The 19,528-nt window shown below is 65.8% G+C and carries 17 protein-coding genes; 6 read left to right on the top strand and 11 right to left on the bottom strand.

The window, feature by feature from the left end; all coding sequences use genetic code 11:
* Both P0086_RS23815 and P0086_RS23810 read right to left on the bottom strand, forming a co-directional pair.
* Positions 1-1,248: AAA family ATPase (locus tag P0086_RS23815; protein ID WP_275790544.1), on the bottom strand; the 1,248-nt coding region annotated here is incomplete at its 3' end.
* Entirely contained in the window at positions 1,248-2,525 is a 1,278-nt protein-coding gene (locus P0086_RS23810) for a DNA repair exonuclease (protein WP_275790542.1), read from the bottom strand. The genes P0086_RS23810 and P0086_RS23815, both read right to left, overlap by 1 nt.
* Positions 2,526-2,711: 186 nt before the next feature.
* Between P0086_RS23810 and P0086_RS23805 the strand changes: the two genes are divergently transcribed.
* Complete coding sequence (locus P0086_RS23805) at positions 2,712-3,185, top strand: MarR family transcriptional regulator (protein WP_112599616.1); 474 nt, start codon at positions 2,712-2,714, stop codon at positions 3,183-3,185.
* A 178-nt stretch (positions 3,186-3,363) separates the two neighbouring features.
* On the opposite strand, the gene P0086_RS23800 is transcribed toward P0086_RS23805, so the two are convergent.
* The 5 genes from P0086_RS23800 to P0086_RS23780 all read right to left on the bottom strand — a co-directional run bounded on the left by P0086_RS23800 (position 3,364) and on the right by P0086_RS23780 (position 11,294).
* On the bottom strand, positions 3,364-5,556 hold the full coding sequence (locus tag P0086_RS23800; RefSeq protein ID WP_275790540.1) for an esterase-like activity of phytase family protein: 2,193 nt from the start codon (positions 5,554-5,556) through the stop codon (positions 3,364-3,366).
* Positions 5,557-5,722: 166 nt separating this feature from the next.
* Positions 5,723-5,998 carry a DNA-binding protein HupB gene (gene hupB / locus P0086_RS23795; RefSeq protein WP_097138904.1) on the bottom strand — a complete coding sequence of 92 codons (276 nt, stop codon included), beginning with the start codon at positions 5,996-5,998 and terminating at the stop codon, positions 5,723-5,725.
* 209 nt (positions 5,999-6,207) lie between these two features.
* A complete protein-coding gene (gene lon / locus P0086_RS23790) occupies positions 6,208-8,631 on the bottom strand; it encodes an endopeptidase La (protein ID WP_112599614.1) in 2,424 nt (807 codons plus the stop codon).
* Positions 8,632-9,095: 464 nt separating this feature from the next.
* The gene (gene clpX / locus P0086_RS23785; protein ID WP_112599613.1) at positions 9,096-10,373 is read right to left on the bottom strand and encodes an ATP-dependent Clp protease ATP-binding subunit ClpX; all 1,278 of its coding nucleotides are present in this window, start codon (positions 10,371-10,373) and stop codon (positions 9,096-9,098) included.
* Between the two features lie 288 nt (positions 10,374-10,661).
* Positions 10,662-11,294 (bottom strand): ATP-dependent Clp protease proteolytic subunit, encoded by a 633-nt coding sequence (locus tag P0086_RS23780; RefSeq protein WP_112599612.1) that lies wholly within the window; start codon positions 11,292-11,294, stop codon positions 10,662-10,664.
* 300 nt (positions 11,295-11,594) lie between these two features.
* Here P0086_RS23780 and ggt point away from each other — a divergent pair, with 300 nt between their 5' ends.
* Together ggt and P0086_RS23770 are read left to right on the top strand one after the other, a co-directional pair.
* A complete protein-coding gene (gene ggt, locus P0086_RS23775) occupies positions 11,595-13,352 on the top strand; it encodes a gamma-glutamyltransferase (protein ID WP_275790536.1) in 1,758 nt (585 codons plus the stop codon).
* A gap of 373 nt (positions 13,353-13,725) precedes the next feature.
* Positions 13,726-14,973 (top strand): cytochrome P450, encoded by a 1,248-nt coding sequence (locus tag P0086_RS23770; protein WP_275790534.1) that lies wholly within the window; start codon positions 13,726-13,728, stop codon positions 14,971-14,973.
* 72 nt (positions 14,974-15,045) lie between these two features.
* Here P0086_RS23770 and P0086_RS23765 read toward each other — a convergent pair whose 3' ends face one another.
* From P0086_RS23765 to P0086_RS23750, 4 genes are all read right to left on the bottom strand, one after another.
* The gene (locus P0086_RS23765; RefSeq protein WP_112611730.1) at positions 15,046-15,390 is read right to left on the bottom strand and encodes a cupin domain-containing protein; all 345 of its coding nucleotides are present in this window, start codon (positions 15,388-15,390) and stop codon (positions 15,046-15,048) included.
* Positions 15,391-15,401: 11 nt separating this feature from the next.
* Positions 15,402-16,685 carry an O-acetylhomoserine aminocarboxypropyltransferase gene (locus P0086_RS23760; RefSeq protein ID WP_112613672.1) on the bottom strand — a complete coding sequence of 428 codons (1,284 nt, stop codon included), beginning with the start codon at positions 16,683-16,685 and terminating at the stop codon, positions 15,402-15,404.
* 157 nt (positions 16,686-16,842) lie between these two features.
* Positions 16,843-17,271 carry a CoA-binding protein gene (locus tag P0086_RS23755; RefSeq protein WP_275790532.1) on the bottom strand — a complete coding sequence of 143 codons (429 nt, stop codon included), beginning with the start codon at positions 17,269-17,271 and terminating at the stop codon, positions 16,843-16,845.
* Between the two features lie 78 nt (positions 17,272-17,349).
* On the bottom strand, positions 17,350-17,790 hold the full coding sequence (locus tag P0086_RS23750; protein ID WP_112599605.1) for a CoA-binding protein: 441 nt from the start codon (positions 17,788-17,790) through the stop codon (positions 17,350-17,352).
* A gap of 288 nt (positions 17,791-18,078) precedes the next feature.
* On the opposite strand from P0086_RS23750, the gene P0086_RS23745 reads away from it, so the two are divergent.
* The 3 genes from P0086_RS23745 to P0086_RS23735 all read left to right on the top strand — a co-directional run bounded on the left by P0086_RS23745 (position 18,079) and on the right by P0086_RS23735 (position 19,528).
* Entirely contained in the window at positions 18,079-18,915 is an 837-nt protein-coding gene (locus P0086_RS23745; protein WP_275790529.1) for an EamA family transporter, read from the top strand.
* 74 nt (positions 18,916-18,989) lie between these two features.
* Entirely contained in the window at positions 18,990-19,262 is a 273-nt protein-coding gene (locus tag P0086_RS23740; protein WP_112611735.1) for a type II toxin-antitoxin system prevent-host-death family antitoxin, read from the top strand.
* Positions 19,259-19,528: a Txe/YoeB family addiction module toxin gene (locus P0086_RS23735; protein WP_112611736.1), complete on the top strand. Its 270-nt coding sequence runs from the start codon at positions 19,259-19,261 to the stop codon at positions 19,526-19,528. Before P0086_RS23740 ends, P0086_RS23735 begins: the two co-directional genes overlap by 4 nt.

Raw genomic sequence — 19,528 nt, 5'->3', positions numbered from 1 at the left:
GACCGCCTCCGCCGCATCGGCCCGCGTCCGGGCGGCCTCCTCCTCCTCGCGGCGGGCGGCGCGCAGCCGCTCGTCGAGCCCCGAGCGCGCGGCGACGAGTGCCGAAAGCGCCAGCGCGCGATCGGCCGGCAGTACGAGATCGGCGGCGTCCAGCCCGGCCGGCAGGGCAAGCCGCGCAAGCTTGCCGGCAATCTCCGTAGCGATCCGGTCGCGCTCGGCGATCCGCCCGGCGAGATCCATGCCGGCGGTGCGGTAGCGCGCCTCCAGCTCCGAACCGGCGAGTGCGGCGATCTCCGCCTCGACGCCACGGATCTCAGGATCCTCGACCAGTTCCTCCAGTGCCTCATCGCGCTGCCGGCGTTCGGCGGCGATCCGCTGGCTGCGGGCGGCAAGTTCGGCCTCTTCCCGCATCAGCCGGGCGACGAGGCCGGCCCACTCCTTCGGCGGCGCCTCGCCGGGCTCGAACGATGCGAGCTGCGTACGCAGGCTGCGCAACCGCTCCAGCAGGTGCAGCGCACCCAGGCTGCGCTCCAGCCCGTCGATCGCCGCCCTGGTCTCGGCGCGGGCGCGCAACGCTGCGTCATAGGCAGCGGTCGAGGCCTCCAGCTGGCGCGTCAGGTTGCCATAGTCACGGGCTGCGACGTCCAGCGCCCGGCGCTCCTCGCGCAGCGCCTCGATCTCCGCCTTGAGCGACGCCAGTTCGTGCTTGCGCGCCTGCGGACGAAAGAAGGCGTCGGCCTCGGCCTTCAGCCGCTCCAGCCCGGTCGCGATCCCCGACAGGCCGGAACTGGCGGAAAACAGCAGCGCCCCCAGTTCCCCCTCGCTCTTCAGGATGCCTTCGCCGCCGCGCTCGATGCTCTCGTCGTCGAGCGAGAACATCATCTGGTAGGCCTGCCGGTCCATGCCGCCGAGAACGGCCGAGAACAGCGTGTCCGGCAGGACCCGGTCCTCCGGATCGACCAGCGATCCCTGCCGCCGCTTCAGCCGCGCGATCTCGTGGCGCTCCTGGCCGATCGTCACGTCGGCGCCGACCCGCATGGTCGGATAGGGATGAAGGAACCCGTAGGCGCTCTGGGTCTCGATGCCGAAGAGGAGGTCCAGATAGGCAGAGAACAGCGTCGACTTGCCGGCCTCGTTCGGGCCGTAGACCAGATGGAAGTCGGCAACGCCCGGCCTGGCCTCGCCGAAGTCGAGCCGCCGGTCGGTGAACTTGCCGTAGCGCGTGAGATCGAGACGGTTGAGGCGCATCAGGGGCGGTCCCCTTCCCGCTCGGCGGCGAGCCTCGGGATGACCTCGGATGCGCCGCGCGCCGCGGCCGCGGAGAGCAGCGCCTCCTCCTCCGCCTCGTCGGTTCCGAGCAGATCGCGCACCTCGCGCGGCAGCTGCGCCATCAGCCCCGACAGGGTCTCGCGCAATTCGGCCCGGTAGGCATGCGAGGACAGGACATCCTGCTCGATGATGGCGGAAAGCTCGGCCAGCGCGCCGATGTCCTCGCGGACCTCCGTGCGGCCGACCGGGCGGACGTCGAGTTCCACCGCCTCGATCCAGCAGGCGCCCACGTCCTCCGCGAGCGCCTGCAGCTCCCCGGAAAGCAGGTCATGGTCGCGCCGCAGCTGCCAGGCGAGCGCAGTTGCCCCGGAGAGCGCGACCCGGCAGACGACCTGATCGGCGGACACCTGTTCCCTGGCATCTTCGAGTGCCGTGCGGACCGCGCGCAGCATCGACGCCCACTCCTCGATGCCGGAGAGATCGACCGTGACACGCTGGAAGGCGGCAACCGCCAGGAAGCGTTCCTCGAGCGCGAAGCTGCCGTCGTCGCCGATGGTGACGAGCGTGACGGACTTCGACCCGGCCTCGTTGATGTCCCGCCCCTGCGGGATGCCGGGCATGACGACCGGCGGCGTTCGGCTGTGAACCGCGCGCTGGTGGATGTGGCCGAGGGCCCAGTAGTCGAACCCGTGCGCGAGGAGTTCGGCCACGCCGACGGGGGCATAGTTGTCGTGGCGGCCGGAGCCGGCGAGGCTCGTGTGCAGCATGCCGATGTTGACGGCGTCGGGAACCGGCGGCCTGTAGCCGGGAAGCAGGCTCGCCGGGGCATGCGTCTGGCCGAAGCTGATGCCGTGCACATGCACCTCGCGGCCGTTGCCGAGCGCCCCTGCCCGGACGGAACGGCCGCGACCGTCGAAGACGTGCACGTTCGGCGGGAAGGTCAGCTCGCGGGTGATCTGCGACTGGGCGTCATGATTGCCGCGGATGATGAAGGCGCGGATGCCCACAGCCTCCAGCCTGCGCATCTGGGCGGCGAGAAACAGCGCCGTCGCCATCGAGGTCTGGCCGCCGTCGTAGAGATCGCCGGCGATCAGCAGCGCATCGAGCTCCTCGGCGATGGCGAGATCGACGATGCGCTCGAACATCCGCCGCGAGGCGCCGCGCACGAGGTCCGCCAGATCGCCGTTGCGCAGGGCAAGCGAGGCGATCGGCGAATCCAGATGCAGATCGGCGGTGTGCAGGAAGCGGAAAGGCATGCCCGACCTTTCCGCGCCGCCCCCGGCGGGTCAATGCTCTTCGGTGGCCATGGCCGGCTTATTCACCAGTGAATGCCGTTCGCCAGCAGGATGCGATTGACCATTGTTCACTAAAAGTTGCAGGTTACAAAAATATAACCGGCAGATCATTTGACATGGTACCTCAATATAACTATATTGGACCTCATGACTGATACGCTCGAAATCGCCCAGGGCATGTTCAAGATCTATCACCAGGTGAGCCGCCTGGTGAACGAATGCATGATGGATGAAGGCGTGTCGCTTGCGCGCAGCAAGTTCCTGTTCTTGCTTTCCTGCGAGGGACCGCAGCGCTCGACCGACATTGCCGCCGCCCTCGGCTTCGCCCCGCGCACGGTCACCGAAGCGATCGACGGGCTGGAGCGCGACAAGCTGGTGGTGCGCGAGCCGGACCCCAACGATCGTCGCGCCAAGATCGTGTCGATCACCGAGACCGGACTGACGGTCATGAATGCGGCGATGGAGCCCAAGCACAAGATCGTCAAGGCGATCTTCGAGGTTCTGGACGAAGAGCAGAAGACGCAGCTCGCCCAGATCCTGGAATGCCTCAGCGCGCGGACGCAGGAACTGCAGCGGGCGCGGGACGAGGCCGAAGAGGGCGCAAGCCGCCAGGCGGGTTGATGCCCGCGGGAGCGCGGCCTCGCCAAGATCCAACCTTTCGAAATGCCCGATACGGAACAAGAAGGCCGGAAGCGACGCTCCCGGCCTCGGTTTCTGGTATTTGAGGCTCGTCGAATGCGTCAAAAACGCAAAAGGCCGGGAGCAATGCTCCCGGCCCTCGTCGTTCATGCCCGGTCGATCACATCGCGTTGACGGGGCCGATGCTGAAGAACAGCGTCTCGCCGGAGGAGTCGTCCACGCCGTCGTTGTCGGTCACGACATAGCCGTTGCCGGCAGCGTCGATGGTGAAGCCCTCGACCTTGTCGACGACATAGCCGTTGAGCGCCTTCAGGTCGGGGATGAGGTCACGGACCTCTTCCTTCTTCACCGTCGGCAGCGTTTCGCCGAGCTTGGCCGGCTTCAGTTCCGACAGCGCCACACGGAAGAGCTTCTTCAGCTTGGCATCCTTGCCGAGCAGGTTGTCGCGCTCGACGATGTAGGCATAGTCGCCGTTGATGGTGATCTCGGACAGGCCGACCCAGCCCTGCTCGGCCTTTTCCAGCGGATAGCGGACGGCGCCCCATTCCTCGGTCGAAGGCTTGTAGGAGACGAGCTTGACGAAGCCCTTCTCGTCGTCCTTCCACTCGCGCTGGACGGCCATCCACAGCACCATGTCGTCACCCTCGCCGACGGTGGTGATGCCTTCGAAACCGTAGCGGATCTCGCCGGCGCGCAGTTCGGCCGGAATCGCGATCTCCTGCTTGATCTCGCCCTTCTTGTTCACATGCAGCAGCGCATGGGCGTAGAGCTTGTCGGTATTGCCTTCCGAAGCGAGCCAGAAGCCGCCCTCCCCGTCATTGGCAAGGCCCTCGATGTCGAGCTTCTGCGCCGGGGCGCCGTCGCGGGTGATGCGGAGCTTCTCGGTGATCAGGGCCGGCTTCTGGGTGGCGTCGATGGTGAAGATCGCCGGATCCGAGGCATAGACCGAGTCGCTGACGGCAAAGAGCTTGCCGGGCTCGTCCGTGGCCGCGGCGAGGCCCGAGAGCGCGCCGAAGCCGACCGGCAGGCCGTCCTTGTCGGCGGACCTGATCTGCGGGTAGGCAGCGGTGCCTTCGGCCCGCTCGTAGATCATGACATGCGAGCGCGCCAGGCCGTCCTCGCCGAGGTCGGTCTCGTTTGCGGTCACCAGCAGGTTGCGGGCCGGGATCGCGACGGCGCCCTCGGGGCCGATGCCCGAGGGAAGAAGCTGCAGCAGCTCCGGCTCCGCACCGGTGTCCTTGTAGACGCCGACGATCGAGGCGCGCTCGGAGAGGACGAAGAAGAGGTTGTCCTCGCCGAAGGTCGCAGCCTCCAGGCCTTCCGGCTCGATGCCCTTGGAATTGCGCTTGTCGGGATAGTGGCCGATCGAGGCGATGGCGTATTCGAACGACGGGCCGCTCTCGTAGACGACTTTGCCGGTCTTGTCGAAGATGGTGAAGCCGCGGCTGCCACCTTCCCAGTCGCCCTCGTTGGCAACGACCAGCCGGTCCTCGCCCAGCCACTTCACCGCGTCGGGCTCGCGCTTCTGGCCTTCCTTCTTGCCGGTGAAGGCGATGACGCCGTCTTTCTTGGTGTCGATCTTCTCGAGGTCGACCGTGCCGGCGGAGAAATGCGTCTTCACCGTGCCTGTCTTGCCGTCGAGGATGACGATGTGATTGTTTTCCTGCAGCGTCAGCGCGATCTCGTCGTTGCCGTTGAAGGAAACGAATTCCGGCTCCGGATCGTCGCCGGCGATTTCGGCAAGACCCGTCAGCGCCACATGCTTGACGGTGGCGCAGTCCGGGGCGCCGTCCTTGAGCGAGACGATGACGAGATCGCCGGCCGGCATCTGCGGGATCGCGCCGTCGTTCACCTCTTCGTCGCGCTCGTTTTCGATCGCGATGGCGGCGATCGTCTTGTCCTTGTTGAGCGCGATCGAATCCGGCTGGCCGCCGAGGTCGCAGGTGGTCTCGATCTTCTTCGTGGCAATGTCGACGACCGCCAGCAGGCCAGACGGCTTGACGAAGCTCTCGCGGGTGTTGACGGCGACGAGCGCCTTGCCGCCGACGACGGTGACCGAGGTCGGCTCGCCGTCGAAGGAAACGGTGCCGCCCGCCTTCGGCGCCTTCGCGTCGGTGATGTCGATGAAGCCGATCGCCTTCAGCGGGCTGTCGGAATAGACGAGCGTATTGCCGTCCTCGGTCGCCGCGATGATCTCGGAGGAGGTCGGCGTCTTCGGGTCGGTGCCATCCGGCAGGTTGTCGGCAACGGCAAAGGAAGCAATACGATTGAAGACCGGCTCGGCCTGCGCCGCGGTCGCGACCGAGGCAGCCAGAACGGCTGCAAGGCCGGCAATGATGGAACGGGATTTCATCTGATCCTCCGGAGTGTGCGTCAAGGAATGCCGGGGTTGTGGTCCCCGCCCGTTACAACACGATGACGATCAGATGACAGATTGACGACAGTTCAGGGCAACGAAAAAGGGCCCGGAAACCGGGCCCTTCCTCTATCGGCAGACATGCCGAAGCAATCGCGGTCGATCAGCCGTTGACGGCGTCCTTCAGGCCCTTGCCGGCCGAGAACTTCGGCACGTTGCGAGCCGGAATGTCGATCTCGGCGCCGGTCGAAAGGTTGCGGCCCTTCGATGCCTCGCGGCGCGAGACGGAGAAATTGCCGAAACCGACGAGGCGGACGTCGCCACCGCTCTTCAGCTCGCCCTGGATCGTCTCGAATACAGCATCGACAGCCGACGCCGCATCCGTCTTCGACAGGCCGGACTTCTCAGCGACTGCGGAGACGAGTTCGTTCTTGTTCATGTTTCCACCCCTTTCATACGGTTCGAAACGACTCATGTACAAGTCGAGGGCAGAATACGCATCGACCCTTCCGCCGCAACCGGATTTCGCCTGAAAATGCTGAGATTCCGGGCTTTTCACAGTCTTTTTCGACAGAAAAGAGGCCGGCATCGCTGCCGGCCTCCCGAAACTCCCCTCAACGGGGAGAATTTCTTCCTAGTGATCGGCCGTCAATGGGCCACCGCGGAACCCGCCTCGTCGGTCGATTCGACGGCGACAGGCTTCGTTTCGGCCGCCGCCGCGTCCCATTCGATCGGCTCGGGCTTGCGCACGAGCGCGTGCTGGATCACCTCGCCCATGCGCGAGACCGGGATGATCTCCATGTTGTTCTTCACGTTGTCCGGAATGTCGGCCAGGTCCTTGGCGTTCTCTTCCGGGATCAGCACCTTCTTGATGCCGCCGCGAAGGGCTGCGAGCAGCTTCTCCTTCAGGCCGCCGATCGGCAGCACGCGGCCGCGCAGCGTCACCTCGCCGGTCATCGCCACGTCCTTCGAGACCGGGATGCCGGTCATGATGGAGACGATGGCGGTCGCCATGGCGATGCCGGCCGACGGACCGTCCTTCGGCGTCGCGCCTTCCGGCACGTGCACGTGGATGTCGGTCTTGTCGAAGCGCGGCGGCTCGATGCCGAAATCGATGGCGCGCGAGCGAACATAGGATGCCGCCGCCGAGATCGATTCCTTCATGACGTCCTTCAGGTTGCCCGTGACCGTCATGCGGCCCTTGCCGCCGGGAAGGCTCACGCCTTCGATCGTCAGCAGTTCGCCGCCGACCTCGGTCCAGGCAAGCCCGGTGACCACGCCGACCTGGTCGTCGCGCTCGGCCTCGCCGTGGCGGAAGCGGGGCACACCCAGGAAGTCATGGATGTTGTCCGCCGTCACCTCGACCTTGTCGGCCTTGCCCTTGATGATCTCGGTGACCGCCTTGCGGGCGAGCTTCATCAGTTCGCGCTCGAAGTTACGGACACCGGCCTCGCGGGTGTACTGCTGGATCACCGCCATCAGCGCGCCGTCGGTGACGGAGAATTCCTTCTCCTGCAGCGCGTGGTCGCGGATCGCCTTGGGCAGCAGGTGGCGCTTGGCGATCTCCCGCTTCTCGTCCTCGGTGTAGCCGGCGATGCGGATCACTTCCATGCGGTCCATCAAAGGCGCCGGAATGTTCAGCGTGTTCGCCGTCGTCACGAACATCACGTTCGACAGGTCGTATTCGACCTCGAGGTAATGGTCCATGAAGGTCGAGTTCTGTTCGGGATCGAGCACCTCCAGCAGGGCCGAGGACGGATCGCCGCGGAAATCCATGCCCATCTTGTCGATCTCGTCGAGCAGGAAGAGCGGGTTGGACTTCTTCGCCTTCTTCATCGACTGGATGACCTTGCCGGGCATCGAGCCGATATAGGTGCGGCGGTGACCGCGGATCTCGGCCTCGTCGCGCACGCCGCCGAGCGCCATTCGGACGTATTCACGTCCCGTGGCCTTCGCGATGGACTTGGCGAGCGAGGTCTTGCCGACGCCGGGAGGACCGACGAGGCACAGGATCGGGCCCTTGATCTTGGTGGAGCGGGCCTGTACGGCGAGATACTCGACAATGCGCTCCTTGACCTTGTCCAGGCCGAAATGGTCCTCGTCGAGGATCTTCTCGGCGTTGTTCAGATCGGTCTTGATCTTCGATTTCTTGTTCCACGGAATGCCGGTCAGCCAGTCGAGATAGTTGCGCACGACGGTGGCTTCCGCCGACATCGGGCTCATCTGGCGCAGCTTCTTCAATTCGGCGTCCGCCTTCTCGCGGGCCTCCTTGGAGAGCTTGGCCTTGGCGATCTTCTCTTCCAGTTCGGCCATCTCGTCGCGGCCGTCCTCGCCGTCGCCGAGTTCCTTCTGGATCGCCTTCATCTGCTCGTTGAGGTAGTACTCGCGCTGGGTCTTCTCCATCTGGCGCTTGACGCGCGAGCGGATGCGCTTTTCGACCTGCAGGACCGAGATCTCGCCTTCCATGAAGCCGAGCGCCTTCTCCAGGCGCAGCTTGACGCTGGTCGTCTCGAGCATCTCCTGCTTCTCGACGATCTTGATGGAGAGGTGCGAGGCAACCGTGTCGGCCAGCTTCGAGTAGTCCTCGATCTGGCTTGCGGCGCCAACGACTTCCGGGGAAATCTTCTTGTTGAGCTTTACGTAGTTCTCGAACTCGGAGACCACGGAGCGCGACAGGGCCTCGATCTCGACCGGATCCTCATCCGGCTCCGGCAGAACGTGGGCCAGCGCCTCGTAGAAGTCGTCGCGGCCGGTGTAGCTCTCGATCTCGGCGCGCGCGCGGCCCTCGACCAGCACCTTCACGGTGCCGTCGGGCAGCTTGAGCAGCTGCAGCACGTTTGCGACCGTGCCGACCTTGTAGATCGCATCGGGTTCCGGATCGTCGTCGCCGGCGTTGATCTGGGTGGCAAGCATGATCTGCTTGTCCGTGCCCATCACCTCCTCGAGCGCGCGAATGGACTTCTCGCGGCCGACGAACAGCGGCACGATCATATGCGGGAACACCACTATGTCGCGCAGCGGCAGCACCGGGAATGCCATGTTCTCTTGCGCGCCAGACGTTTTCTTCGTCATGTCATGTCCTTTCCAACTTCCCGTTGCCGGGAGCTGATGCCGGAGCGCCCTGTTGCGCCAATCCGGCTAACTTTCTTCCACCCTCAAGTGGACTCACGTTAACCACTTTTCAAGGCCGCCCCGCCGCCGCCCGTGCCCTCCCGAAGAAGACCACTCTGGGCCCGGCACCTGTCGCGACGCTTGCCCAGCGCCAATCTCGCGGCCGGCGCTTCCGGTGGCAAGACGCTGAAATCCTGTCAGAATCCCGGCTGCCGATCGCGGCAATGCCACCTCATGCCCCGCGCAGGCAACGGCATCTTGCGGCGCAGTCCGGCGCCCGGTGCAGCCATGCCATGCGAAATCGTCGCATCATGCTTGCGGCAGCCCCGGCTGCCAATCTCGACTGCTCGCAAAACCGTGGATAGTGGCGGCGAAGCGGGCTGAAAGAAGCGGACCCGCCGGCGGCGGATCCGCGCGATCGAACATCAGGCGGAAACGTTCGCCTTTTCCTCCGAGCGGTCGGAGTAGATGTAGAGCGGGCGGGCGGAACCCTTGACGACCTCGTCGGAGATGACGACCTCGCGCACGCCTTCCAGCGTCGGCAGCTCGAACATGGTGTCGAGCAGGATCTTCTCCATGATCGAGCGCAGGCCGCGCGCGCCGGTCTTGCGGATGATGGCGCGGCGGGCGATCTCGCGCAGCGCGTCCTCGTGGAAGGTCAGTTCCACGTCTTCCATCTCGAACAGGCGCTGGTACTGCTTGACGAGCGCGTTCTTCGGCTCCGACAGAATCTGGATCAGCGCGTCCTCGTCGAGGTCCTCGAGCGTCGCCAGAACCGGCAGACGGCCGATGAATTCCGGGATCAGGCCGAACTTGACGAGATCTTCCGGCTCCAGCTCGCGCAGCACTTCGCCGACGCGCCGGTCCTCCGGCGCCCGCACCATCGCGCCGAAGCCGATCGAGGTCTTCTCGCCGCGGGCGGAGATGATCTTGTCGAGGCCGGCGAAGGCGCCGCCGCAGATGAACAGGATGTTCGTCGTGTCGACCTGCAGGAATTCCTGCTGCGGATGCTTGCGGCCGCCCTGCGGGGGAACCGAGGCAACCGTGCCTTCCATGATCTTCAGGAGCGCCTGCTGCACGCCCTCGCCCGAGACGTCGCGGGTGATCGACGGGTTGTCGGACTTGCGCGAGATCTTGTCGACCTCGTCGATGTAGACGATGCCGCGCTGGGCGCGCTCGACGTTGTAGTCGGCGGCCTGCAGGAGCTTCAGGATGATGTTCTCGACGTCCTCGCCGACATAGCCGGCTTCCGTCAGCGTCGTCGCATCGGCCATGGTGAAGGGCACGTCGATGATGCGGGCGAGCGTCTGGGCAAGATAGGTCTTGCCGCAACCGGTCGGGCCGACCAGCATGATGTTCGACTTCGCCAGTTCGACGTCGGAGCCCTTGGCGGCGTGCGCCAGGCGCTTGTAGTGGTTGTGCACGGCGACGGAGAGGATGCGCTTGGCCTGCTGCTGGCCGATCACGTATTCGTCGAGGACCTTGATGATGTCCTGCGGCGTGGGAACGCCGTCACGGGACTTCACCATCGAGGTCTTGTTCTCCTCGCGGATGATGTCCATGCACAGTTCGACGCATTCATCGCAGATGAACACCGTCGGTCCCGCAATCAGCTTGCGGACTTCGTGCTGGCTCTTGCCGCAGAATGAACAATAGAGAGTGTTCTTCGAGTCGCCGCCGTTGCTGCCGCTGACTTTGCTCATATCACTTTCCTTCCGGCACGTCGCACAGACCCAACAGCCTGCGCGGACCACTCAACCCGCCCCGTGGTCCGGTTTCCACACCGGCCCACCCGGGCCCTTCGGGGTACTGGCCGGCCGAAACGAACGCTTTCGACCGGTGGCAACGAAACCCCCACCCTACCGACGACGGGTTCACGATATGTGACCACGGCGTGACGGCCATTATTAACGTCTTTGGCGCGCGGATAAAGCCCTTGGAGCATTACAAATGCGTCATTGCCGATCCGCCCCACGCCCAATCCCCTGCAATCAGCCGGCCTGCTCGCCCTCGACGGCCTCGCGCGTGGTGATGACCTTGTCGACGAGACCCCAGTCGAGCGCTTCCTCCGCGCTCATGAAATGGTCGCGATCCAGCGTCTGCTCGACCTCCTCGTAGGTGCGGCCGCAGTGCTTGACGTAGACCTCGTTGAGGCGACGCTTCATCTTGATGATGTCCTTGGCGTGGCGCTCGATGTCGGAGGCCTGGCCCTGGAAGCCGCCGGACGGCTGGTGCACCATGATGCGCGAGTTCGGCGTCGCAAAGCGCATGTCCTTGTGGCCGGCGGCGAGCAGCAGCGAGCCCATCGAGGCGGCCTGGCCGATGCAGAGCGTCGAGACGGCCGGCTTGATGAACTGCATGGTGTCGTAGATCGCCATGCCGGAGGTAACGACGCCGCCCGGAGAGTTGATGTAGAGGGCGATCTCCTTCTTCGGGTTCTCGGCCTCGAGGAAGAGCAGCTGGGCGCAGACGAGGGTCGCCATGGAATCCTCCACCGGCCCGGTCAGGAAGATGATGCGTTCCTTCAGCAGGCGGGAAAAGATGTCGTAGGAGCGCTCGCCGCGGTTGGTCTGCTCGACAACCATGGGCACGAGGCCCAGCGCGGTATCAACGGGATTTCTCATAGCAACCCTTTTCAATGTGCCCGAAACCTTTGCAAAGCGCCGGGAATCAACAGTTCTTCATATTCCCTACATAGAGTGTCCCGGTGCCTCACTTCAAGACGCGCAGGAACTTTGGGTCCGGTCAATGGCAGATTGGGGTTAACCGGTGAAACCCTTTGGCCGATATCCACAGTGCAATAGGCCCGCAGCGTAAAGGAAGCATGACCTCCGGCGCTTTCCGGCACGCGGGCCACACCCCCGTCGATTGCCACTGGCGGCGCACCGGGCCATAGTATTGCGGCCATTTCGAGGGAGGGTTCCATGTCGAGGAGACTTTTCGCTCTTGCCGTTGCGGCACTCGCGCTGACCGCCGTCCCCGCACCCGCGCAGCAGGCCTCCGATGCCATCGCGCCCGAGGCGGCGACGCCTGCCGCAACGGCGAAGCTCGTCACGGCAAAATCCTACATGGTCGCCGCCGCCAATCCGATCGCGGCGGCGACGGGGGCCGAGGTCCTGAAGCAGGGCGGCAGCGCCATCGACGCGGCCGTCGTCGTCCAGACGGTCCTGGGCCTGGTGGAGCCGCAATCCTCCGGTCTCGGCGGCGGCGCCTTCCTCGTCTACCACGATGCCGGCCGCAAGCGCCTGACTACGCTCGACGGCCGCGAGACGGCACCGCAGATGGCCACCCCGCGGCTGTTCCTCGACAAGGACGGCCAGCCGATGAAGTTCATGGATGCGGTCGTCGGCGGGCGTTCGGTCGGCACGCCCGGCACCGTGCGGCTGCTGCAGGAGGCGCACAACCGCTGGGGCCGGCAGGAATGGAAGCGCCTGTTCGAGCCGGCCGCCGCACTTGCCGATGCCGGTTTTGCCGTCTCGCCGCGGCTGGCGGCCCTGATCGCCGAGGAGGGCGACGGGCTGAAGAAGTACGAGGCGACGAAGGCCTACTTCTTCGACAAGGCCGGGGCGCCGCTGAAGGCCGGCGCCGTCCTGAAGAACCCGGCCTATGCCGAGACGCTGCGGGCGATCGGCGAAGGCGGCGCGGACGCCTTCTACACCGGCCGGATCGCCGAAGCGATCGTCGACACCGTGCGGATGGCCGCCGGCAATCCCGGCGTGCTGGCGCTGAACGATCTCGTCGACTACCGGGTGCGGGAGCGGGCGCCGGTCTGCATCAGCTACCGGGCGCTCGAGGTCTGCGGCATGGGACCGCCCTCCTCCGGCGCGGTCGCGGTCGGCCAGACGCTCGGCATGATCGAGAACTTCGACATCAAGGGGCTCGGGCGCGACAATCCCGAGAGCTGGCGGATCATCGGCGATGCGCAGCGGCTGGCCTTTGCCGACCGCGGCCGCTACCTCGCCGACACAGACTACGTGCCGGCGCCGATCAAGGGGCTGATGCAGAAGGACTATCTCGGAAAGCGCGCCGCCCTGCTGGACGGCGACAAGGCACTGGCGGACGAAGCGGTGAAGGCGGGCGAGCCGGAATGGGACCACGCGCTCAACTTCGGCCGCGACCGTGCGATCGAGCTGCCCTCCACCAGCCATTTCGTCATCGTCGACCGGGACGGCAACGTCGTCTCGATGACGACGACGATCGAGAACGGCTTCGGCTCGCGACTGATGACGGGCGGCTTCCTGCTCAACAACGAGCTGACCGACTTCTCCTTCGAAACCCACGACAACGGCGTGCCGGTGGCAAACCGGGTCGAGCCGGGCAAGCGCCCGCGGTCCTCGATGGCGCCGACGATCGTGATGAAGGACGGAAAGCCGCTGCTGGCCATCGGCTCGCCCGGCGGCAGCCAGATCATCGGCTACGTCGCCCAGGCGCTGATCGCCTATATCGACTGGGGGATGGATGTCAGCCAGATCGTGGCCATGCCGCATCTCCTCAACCGCTTCGGCACCTTCGAGATCGAGGCCGGCACCGGGGCCGAGAAGCTCGCCGAGCCGCTGAAGGCACTCGGCTACGAGATCAAGATCGGCGCGCTGACCTCCGGGCTGCAGGCGATCGAGATTTCCGCCGACGGCCTCAAGGGCAGCGCCGATCCGCGGCGCGAGGGCGTGGCGGTCGGGGAGTAGCCCCGCCCGGGCATCAGTCGTAGACGAGTGCCGTCTTCGTCTTGCCGGCGGGGTCGGCGTAGACGTTGGAGGCAATGACCGAGAGCGCGGTCCAGGCGTCGCGCGCCGCCCTGGGCGACAGTTCGCCGGCCTCCTCGTCGGCCTGCAGGCGGAAGCTGAACTCGCCGGCGATCGGTTCGGTCGGCGCCCCCTGCCGCCACCACAGGATGACCGCGCAATCCTTCGCCTTGACGTTGTCGCGGAATACAAGCCTGCCGCCCTCGCTGGCTACTCGACCACGTCAAGGTCTTCGACGACATGGAGCAGGGCCCGCCGCTTCGGAGCCGCAACGCCGCGCTTTTCGCCTGTCGAAAAATCGAATAGGTCTTGCCGCATGAGCCAGCCGTTTTCCTTCCTCTCCATCGACGCCGCCAGCCGCAGGGTGTCCCTCGACGCCCGCAATCCCGCCTTCTACAGCGATCCGAACCCGGTCTATGCAGCGCTGCATGCACACTGCCCCACGTTCTACTGGGAGGAGCAAAGGCAGTGGTACTTCACCGGATACGACCAGGTGAACGCGCTGCTGCGCGACCGGCGCTTCGGCCGCCAGATCCTGCACGTGGCGAGCCGCGAGGAGCTGGGCATGGCGGCGCCGCAGCCGCATCTGCAACACTTCGACGCCGCCGAGGCCTGGTCGCTGCTGGAGCTCGAGCCGCCGGAGCACACCCGGCTGCGCACGCTCGTCAACCGCGCCTTCGTCTCCCGGCAGATCGACCGCCTGCGCCCGGAGATCACGGCGTTGACCGACGGGCTGATCGACGGCTTCGAGAAGAACGGCCAGGTCGAACTGCTCTCGGCCCTCGCCGATATCGTGCCGGTGACGATGATCGCGCGGATGATCGGCATTCCGGACGCGATGGGGCCACAGCTCCTGAGATGGAGCCACGCCTATGTGCGCATGTACATGTTCGGCCGCACGGAAGCCGACGAGCATGCCGCCGACAGGGCCGCGGCGGAATTTGCCGACTATGTGCGCACCGTCATCGCCGAGCGTCGCGCCGAACCGCGCGACGACCTGCTGACCCACATGATCCACACCGAGCACAAGGGGCAGCTGCTCACCGACGACGAGCTGATCTCGACGACGATCGTGCTCCTGAATGCCGGTCACGAGGCGACGGTGCACCAGATCGGCAATGCGGTGCGGGTCATCCTCGACAGCGGGCTGGATCCGTCGACGCTGTTTGCCGACGAGAAGACGACCGAGCGCACGATCGAGGAATGCCTGCGCATCTGCGCCCCGGTGCACATCTTCCAGCGCTATGCGCTGGAGGACGTCGAGATCGAGGGCATCCCCTTCCGCCGCGGCGACAAGATCGCGCTGATCCTTGCGGCCGCCAATCTCGATCCGCGGAAGTTCGACGCCCCCCTCGCCTTCCGCCCGGACCGCGACGAGGGCGCCAACCTCTCCTTCGGCGCCGGCATCCACTTCTGCATCGGCGCGCCGCTGGCGCGGCTGGAACTGAACATCGTGCTGCCGCTGCTGTTTGCCCGCCTGAGGGGGCTGCGGCTCGCCGGGACGCCGGTCGTCAAGGACGTCTACCATTTCCACGGGCTGGAGCGGCTGGACCTGGCGTGGTGACGGCGACGGCGCGCAGGCGCGATCAAAGGGGTGTTCCGCCCCCTCCGCGGTCTGTTCGCAGCGATCGGCCGGTCAGAGCCGGATGACGTAGTCCTTGCGGGTCGTCTCGACGACTTCCCAGGTTCCCCTGAAGCCGGGCCGGATGATCAGCCGGTCTCCCGCCTTCAGCTCGATCACCTCGCCGTCCTCGGAGGTGACGATGGAATGGCCGGACAGGATGTTGAAATATTCCCACTCGTCATAGCGGATCGCCCATTTGCCGGGCGTCGATTCCCAGACGCCGGCATAGATGCCGCCGTCCGCTTCCTCGAGGTTCCAGGTCCGGAATTCCGGATTGCCCGCAATCAGGCGGTCCTCGGCCGGCCGGCCGATCTCGGGCTCGACGGCCAGAATGTCGAGGGGGAGCGTCTTGGTCATAGATTCAGCTCCTACGCCTTCGCCAGCGACTGGTCGAGGTCGGCGATGATGTCGGCGACGTCCTCGATGCCGATCGACAGGCGGACGACGTCCGGGCCGGCGCCGGCGGCGGTCTGCTGCTCGGGCGACAGCTGGCGGTGGGTGGTGGAGGCCGGGTGGATCACCAGCGAACGGGTGTCGCCGATATTGGCGAGATGCGAGATCATCTCCAGCCCCTCGACGAAGCGCTTGCCGGCCTCGTAGCCGCCCTTCAGCCCGAAGGTGAAGACGGCCCCGGCTCCGCTCGGCGAATAGCGCTTCTGCAGCGCGTGGTTGGCATCGCCCTCGAGGCCGGAATAGTTCACCCAGGAGACCTTGTCGTTGCCCTTCAGCCATTTGGCGACGGCGAGCGCGTTGTCGCAATGGCGCTGCATGCGCAAGGGCAGCGTCTCGATGCCTGTCAGGATCTGGAAGGCGTTGAAGGGGGAGATCGCCGGGCCGAGGTCGCGCAGGCCGAGCACCCGGCAGGCGATCGCAAATGCGAAGTTGCCGAACGTCTGGTGCAGCACGATGCCGGCATATTCGGCGCGCGGTTCCGACAGGGCCGGATATTGGCCGGACGCGGACCAGTCGAAGGTGCCGCCGTCGACGATGATGCCGCCCATCGAGTTGCCGTGGCCGCCGAGGAATTTCGTCAGCGAATGGACGACGATGTCGGCGCCGTGCTCGAACGGACGGACGAGGTAGGGCGTCGCCATGGTGTTGTCGACCACCAGCGGCAGGCCGTGGCGGTGGGCGATTGCGGCGATCGCGGCGATGTCGACGAAGGTGCCGCCGGGATTGGCGAGGCTCTCGATGAAGATCGCCCTGGTGCGATCGTCGATCTGGCTCTCGAAGCTCTCGGGCCGGTCGGTATCGGCCCAGCGCACGTGCCAGTCGAAGTTCTGGAACGAATGGCCGAACTGGTTGATCGAGCCGCCATAGAGCTTGCGGGCGGAGACGAAATTGTCGCCGGGGCGCATCAGCGTGTGGAAGACGAGAAGCTGGGCGGCGTGGCCGGAGGCGACGGCAAGGGCCGCCGTGCCGCCTTCCAGGGCGGCGACGCGCTCCTCCAGCACCGCCTGGGTCGGGTTCATGATGCGGGTGTAGATGTTGCCGAAGGCCTGCAGGCCGAACAGCGAGGCGGCGTGTTCGGTATCCTCGAAGACGAAGCTGGTTGTCTGGTAGATCGGCGTGATGCGCGCGCCCGTCGTCGGATCGGGGGCAGCACCCGCATGTATGGCGAGCGTGGCAAAGCCCGGCTTGTTTCTCGTCATGTGAGACCTCCCGTCCGGCACGCGCCACGTCGGCATCCGTGCTGCTGTTTGCGTCGATACGCGTCTTGTTTCAATGCCTTGCGCGTTCTGTGCGCTCCCGGCACCCGAACTATTCCAGAGCCGGCGGGGACGGTCAAAGAAAGATTTCGCGATCCGGTCAGCCGATCAGCCGGGGATGTTCCATCGCCGGACAGCGATCCATCACCACCTTGATGCCGGCGGCCTCCGCCCGCGCGGCGGCGATATCGTCGCGGACGGTGAGCTGGCCCCAGATCGCCTTCGGCAGCGGATCGAGCGCCAGCACCTCCTCGACGAGGGCGGGAAGCGCGCTGGCGGCGCGGAAGACGTCGACCATGTCGATGGGGAACGGAATGTCGGCCAGGCGGGCATAGACCTTCTGGCCGTGGATCTCCTTGCCGGCCTGGCCCGGATTGACCGGGATGACCCGATAGCCCTTGCGCAGAAGGAAGGCCATGACGCGATTGCTGGGACGCTCCGGGTTGGGCGAAGCCCCCACCAGCGCGATCACGCGCGTCTGCCGCAGGATTTCCGCCAGATAGAAGTCGCTGTAGGTGTCGTGGTTCATGCCGCATCCTCGTTTGCGCGGAAGCATGGAGAGACTGCGGCGGTTGTCAATACGCAACTGACGTAGGGGAAGGCCGGATCAGGATGCGCGATGATGGGTAAGGCGCGGGAACTCGGTGACCGGGCAGCGGTCCATCACCACGCGCAGGCCGGCCGCCTCGGCCTTTTCGGCCGCGGCGTCGTCGCGCACGCCGTATTCGCCCCAGATGACCGCCGGCCGCGGGTGGAGCGCCAGCACCTCGTCCACGACCGCCGACAGTTGCGACGGCGCGCGGAACACATCGACCATGTCGACCGGTTCGTCGATGTCGGACAGATGCGCGACGACCGTCTGGCCGAGGATCTGCTTGCCGGCATGGCCGGGGTTGACGGGGATGACGTGGTAACCCTTGGCGATCAGGAAATCCATGACGCCATGGCAAGGGCGCGACGGGTTGGGCGAGGCGCCGAGGACGGCGATCGTATGAACCTGGCGCAGGATGTCGCAGATATAGGTGCTGGCATAGTGATCGTGGTTCATCGATGCCTCCCGGCGGCCGTCGTGACGGCAAGGCAGCCTCCGCCCTGCACTCCCGATCCGTATCAATCGTTCATGATACGTCAATTCGTCGGCAATGGCGACTGCGGCACTTGAGCGGGTCTGGGGCGGGTCTGGGGCGGGCCCGGGACCGCACCGACGCGGGGCAGGACAGAGCAGATTTTTATCTTCCGCAACGTCGGCCCCGATTGCCAAGGACAGGATTTCGGACGATGTAGGGCGCGGGTGCCCTGCCGGTGCGCCCGCCATCCGAACCGACCGGGGTCCGCCGTGCCGATAGACGTGATTGCGCTCGTGCTTCTCGGCGCGGCACTGCATGCCACCTGGAACGCCATGGTCAAGGCCGGCAGCGACAAGTCGCTGGATGCGGCGATGATCGCGCTCGGAGCGGGCGTGTTCGGGCTCACCTTCCTGCCCTTCGTGCCGCTGCCGAAGCCCGCGGCCTGGCCCTTCATCGCCGTCTCGGCGCTGTTCCAGTTCGCCTATTTCCAGCTGGTCGCCGCCGCCTACCGCGCCGGCGACATCGGGCTCGTCTATCCGCTGATGCGCGGCGCAGCGCCGCTGATCGTCGCCTCCACCAGCGGCATCGTGCTCGGCGAGCATCTCTCCACCGGCGCCCTCGCCGGCATCCTGATCATCTGCGCCGGCGTGCTGACGCTGGCCTTCGAGAGCCGCCACGGCAGCCGGCACGCCTTCCTGCTGGCGCTCGCCAATGCCTGCGTGATTGCCTGCTACACCTTCATCGACGGCGCCGGCGCGCGCCTCTCCGGCAACGCGATTTCCTATACGCTCTGGATGGCACTGCTGCCGCCGGTGCTCCTGTTCTCGTGGGCGATCTGGCAGCGCGGGGTCGACGTCGTCGGCAACCATGTCCGCCGCAACTGGCAGCGCGGGCTGATCGGCGGCGGCGGCTCGATCGCCTCCTACGGCCTCGCGCTCTGGGCGATGACCAGGGCGCCGGTGGCGACCGTGGCCGCCCTCAGGGAGACCGCGATCCTGTTCGCACTGGTGATCTCGGTCGTGTTCCTCAAGGAAAAGGCCAGTATCTGGCGCTACATCGCGGGTGCCACGATTGCCGCGGGCGTTCTGGTGCTGCGGCTGGGGTGAGCCACCGGCGAGCGGATCATTGAACTCTCCGCCCGACTCCACTAATGTACAGAGATGCGTACAGGAGCCGAGACATGAAAATCGTGAGCCTTTCCGATTTGCGCGCCAACATGGCCAGGCACTTCGACCAGATCGAAAACGATCACGACGAGCTGATTGTCACGCGGCAGAACCGCGAACCCATGGTGGTGATGTCGCTCGCCGATTTCGAGAGCTGGAAGGAAACCATGTACCTTCTCGCCAATCCGGCGAACCGCGAACGGCTCGCGCGGTCGGTCGAAGAACTGAACGAAGGCAAGGGCGTGGAGCGGACGATGGATGACCTACTGTCGGCAGCTCGCAAGTGAAACTATGCTTTTCGACGGCCGGCTGGGAAGACTTCCTCTACTGGATCGAGAACGACCGCAAGACGCTGGCAAAGCTGCTCGCGCTGATCCGCGACTGTCAGCGGACACCCTTCTCCGGCCTTGGCAAGCCGGAACCGCTGCGCGGCGAGCTGAAGGGCTTCTGGTCCCGCCGCATCACGCAGGAACACCGGCTGATCTACCGTCTCACCGGTACGGGTGAGGCGCAGCAACTCGAAATCGCGGCCTGCCGGTATCACTACGAGTAG

The organism is Mycoplana sp. MJR14, from assembly GCF_029210525.1.
Classification (GTDB): domain Bacteria; phylum Pseudomonadota; class Alphaproteobacteria; order Rhizobiales; family Rhizobiaceae; genus Mycoplana.
Note: the sequence above shows the minus strand (reverse complement) of the source record. Positions and strands in the feature narration are given on the sequence as shown.